The 3,462-nt window shown below is 74.5% G+C and carries 2 protein-coding genes and 1 pseudogene; 2 read left to right on the forward strand and 1 reads right to left on the reverse strand.

The window, feature by feature from the left end:
• Nucleotides 1–273: 273 nt before the first annotated feature.
• Nucleotides 274–1,216: pseudogene (locus tag GV126_RS18590) on the reverse strand (serine/threonine-protein kinase); the annotation flags it as partial.
• Nucleotides 1,217–1,454: 238 nt separating this feature from the next.
• Between GV126_RS18590 and GV126_RS18595 the strand changes: the two are divergent.
• Both GV126_RS18595 and GV126_RS18600 read left to right on the forward strand, forming a co-directional pair.
• On the forward strand, nucleotides 1,455–2,837 hold the full coding sequence (locus GV126_RS18595; protein ID WP_159668118.1) for an aspartate aminotransferase family protein: 1,383 nt from the start codon (nucleotides 1,455–1,457) through the stop codon (nucleotides 2,835–2,837).
• 210 nt (nucleotides 2,838–3,047) lie between these two features.
• Nucleotides 3,048–3,462: GntR family transcriptional regulator (locus GV126_RS18600; RefSeq protein ID WP_236570046.1), on the forward strand; the 415-nt coding region annotated here is incomplete at its 3' end.

The raw sequence follows: 3,462 nt of genomic DNA on the forward strand, positions 1-3,462 counted from the left end.
GTTCCAGGCACCCACCTGGCACCGCGGCCGGGCCGACGAGGCTCGACCCCCGGGGCGGATCATGAACGACGTCCCGTATCGCAACCCCTCACGGCGGGGGGGGCGCGGGGCCCCCCCCCCCCCCCCCCCCCCCTCTCCGCCCCCGCCCCCCCGCGCGCCGGGAACCCAGGGGGGGGGGACCCCGCCGGGGCCCCCCCCCCCACCCCGCCCCGTCCCCTCCGGCGGAAGCCCCCGCCGTGCCCAAAGCCGTCCCCGACTCCGGCTCCACATCCGCCGGGTTCTCCGCGTCCAGGAGCCGTACCGCGTGCCGCCCGAGCTGGGCGACCAGCGCGCTCGGCAGCCACGGGTCACGCAGGCGCCCGTCGGCCACCGTGTCCTCGGCGCCGGTGCGCGCGATGATCTCCTCCACGGTGGGCCGGGCCGCCGGGTCCTTGTGCAGGCAGGCGCCGACCCGGTCGGCCAGGCCCTCGGGCAGCGCCCGCAGGTCCGGTTCCTCCTGGGCGATGCGGAACATCAGCGCGTGCACCCCGCTGTCGGCGGTGCCGAAGGGCAGCGCGCCCGTCGCCGCGTAGGCGAGCACGGAGCCGAGGCAGAACACGTCGCAGGCGGGCGTGATCCTCTCGCCGCGCACCTGCTCGGGCGCCATGAAGCCGGGCGAGCCGACCAGCGCGCCGGGCCGGGGGAGCCCGCCGTCGGGGACGCTCTCCAGCGCCCGCGCGATGCCGAAGTCGATGACCCGGGGGCCGTCGATGGTGACCAGCACGTTGGACGGCTTGAGGTCGCGGTGGACGAGCCCGGCGGCGTGGATGTCCTCGAGCGCGCCCGCGAGACCGGCGGCGAGGACCCGTACCGACCGCTCGGGCAGCGGCCCGTGGTCGTGCCCGACGACCTGCTGCAGGCTGGGCCCGGCGACGTACCCGGTGGCGACCCAGGGGACGGCGGCCTCGGTGTCCGCGTCCAGCACGGGTGCCGTCCAGTGGCCGCCGACCCGCCGCGCGGCCTGCACCTCCTGCCGGAACCGGGCCCGGAACTCCTCCCGCTGCGCCAGTTCCCGCCGGACCACTTTCACGGCGACGGTGCGGCCCCGGTCGGAGCGGGCCAGATACACCTGCCCCATGCCGCCGGCCCCGAGCCGCGCCAGCAGCCGGTAGGTCCCGGCGCTCCCCCGGATCCGCCCGCCCTGCGCCAGCGGATCCCCCGGCCCGAGCTTCTCCATGGCGAAGCCGCCTCCCCCCGATGTCCCCCGGTACGCCCCTGTGCGACAGACCGAGAATAGTGCGGCGTCACCGGCCGGGCAGCGGCCCGCCGTCTACGGTTCCGTAACAGCCCGTACGCGGATACCGCACGGGCCCCGCCGCGTGCGCCCCGCTCCCCGACAACCTGTCGCGGATTGCCCGTGACCGCAGACAGGACGCCCATGCCGTGTCCGCATCCCGGACATCTACGCTCGCCGCATGACCCCTCAGCCCTCTCCGGTTTCCCGGACCCACCAGCCGAACCCCGAGGCCGGGGCCGCCGTCAAGGCCGCCGACCGTGCGCACGTCTTCCACTCCTGGTCCGCGCAGGAGCTCATCGACCCGCTCGCCGTGGCGGGCGCCGAAGGGTCGTATTTCTGGGACTACGACGGCAACCGCTACCTGGACTTCACCAGCGGCCTCGTCTACACCAACATCGGCTACCAGCACCCCAAGGTCGTCGCCGCGATCCAGGAGCAGGCCGCCCGCCTGACCACGTTCGCGCCGGCCTTCGCGATCGAGGCGCGCTCGGAGGCGGCCCGGCTGATCGCCGAGCGCACCCCCGGCGACCTGGACAAGATCTTCTTCACCAACGGCGGCGCGGACGCCGTGGAGCACGCGGTGCGCATGGCGCGCGTGCACACCGGCCGGCCCAAGGTGCTCTCGGCGTACCGCTCCTACCACGGCGGCACGCAGCAGGCGGTGAACATCACCGGTGACCCGCGCCGCTGGGCCTCCGACAGCGGCTCGGCCGGCGTCGTGCACTTCTGGGCGCCGTTCCTGTACCGCTCGCGCTTCTACGCCGAGACCGAGGAGCAGGAGTGCGCGCGGGCCCTGGAGCACCTGGAGACGACGATCGCCTTCGAGGGGCCGGGCACCATCGCGGCCATCGTCCTGGAGACGATCCCGGGCACGGCGGGGATCATGGTGCCGCCGCCGGGCTATCTGGCCGGGGTGCGCGAGCTGTGCGACACGTACGGGATCGTGTTCGTCCTGGACGAGGTGATGGCCGGGTTCGGGCGGACCGGCGAGTGGTTCGCGGCGGACCTGTTCGGTGTCGTCCCCGACCTGATGACCTTCGCCAAGGGCGTGAACTCCGGGTACGTGCCGCTCGGCGGCGTGGCCATCTCCGGGAAGATCGCCGAGACGTTCGGCAAGCGGCCCTACCCGGGCGGGCTGACCTACTCCGGGCACCCGCTGGCCTGCGCGGCGGCCGTGGCGACGATCGAGGTGATGGCCGAGGAGGGCGTCGTCGAGCACGCCCGGCGGCTCGGCGCGCAGGTCGTGGAGCCGGGGCTGCGCGACCTGGCCGAGCGGCACCCGAGCGTCGGCGAGGTGCGCGGCGCGGGCATGTTCTGGGCGCTGGAGCTGGTGAAGAACCGCGAGACCCGCGAGCCGCTGGTGCCGTACAACGCGACCGGTGAGGCGAACGCGCCGATGGCGGCCTTCGCCGCCGCCGCCAAGGCGCACGGCCTGTGGCCGTTCATCAACATGAACCGCACCCACGTCGTCCCGCCGTGCAACATCTCCGAGGCCGAGCTGAAGGAGGGCCTGGCAGCCCTGGACGCCGCGCTGTCCGTGGCCGACGAACACACGGAGTGACGGGGCGTTCTGCGACGGTGAACGGCCCGGAATCGCCGGTGCACGGTCCGATATCGCCGGGCCGCCGGCGGAACCCGAACGCGTAAGGTGGCGTGCTCGTAGACGTACATGTCCCTCGTCCACCTCCCCTGCCGGGGAGCGGGGCGTGGACGTGGACGAGCAGAACACGGGCGAGTACGCCACCGCACGCGCAAGGGAGACGCCCCGACGATGGCCGGCATCAGCGGAACCGGCGCCGTGACCCGCAGCACCCTGCGGCAGCAGATCGCGGACGCGCTTCGGGACGAGGTGCTGGCCGGGCGGCTGCAGCCGGGGCAGGAGTTCACGGTCAAGGAGATCGCCGAGCAGTACGGGGTGTCCGCCACCCCGGTGCGCGAGGCGCTCGTCGACCTGTCCGCGCAGGGGCTGCTGGAGGCCGACCAGCACCGCGGCTTCCGGGTGCGCGAGTACTCGGCGGCCGACTACCGCGGGATGATCGAGGCCCGCAGCCTGGTCAGCGACGGCATGTTCCAGGCCCTCATCGACGGGCGGGTCCTGCGGGGCGCCCGGGTCCTGCTGCGGGCGGAGCGGTTCGGGCAGCGGGACCCGCCCGTCGATGAGGGCCTGGAACATGCCGTCGCTGACC

This window comes from Streptomyces mexicanus, assembly GCF_902506575.1.
In the GTDB taxonomy this organism is placed as follows: domain Bacteria; phylum Actinomycetota; class Actinomycetes; order Streptomycetales; family Streptomycetaceae; genus Streptomyces; species Streptomyces mexicanus.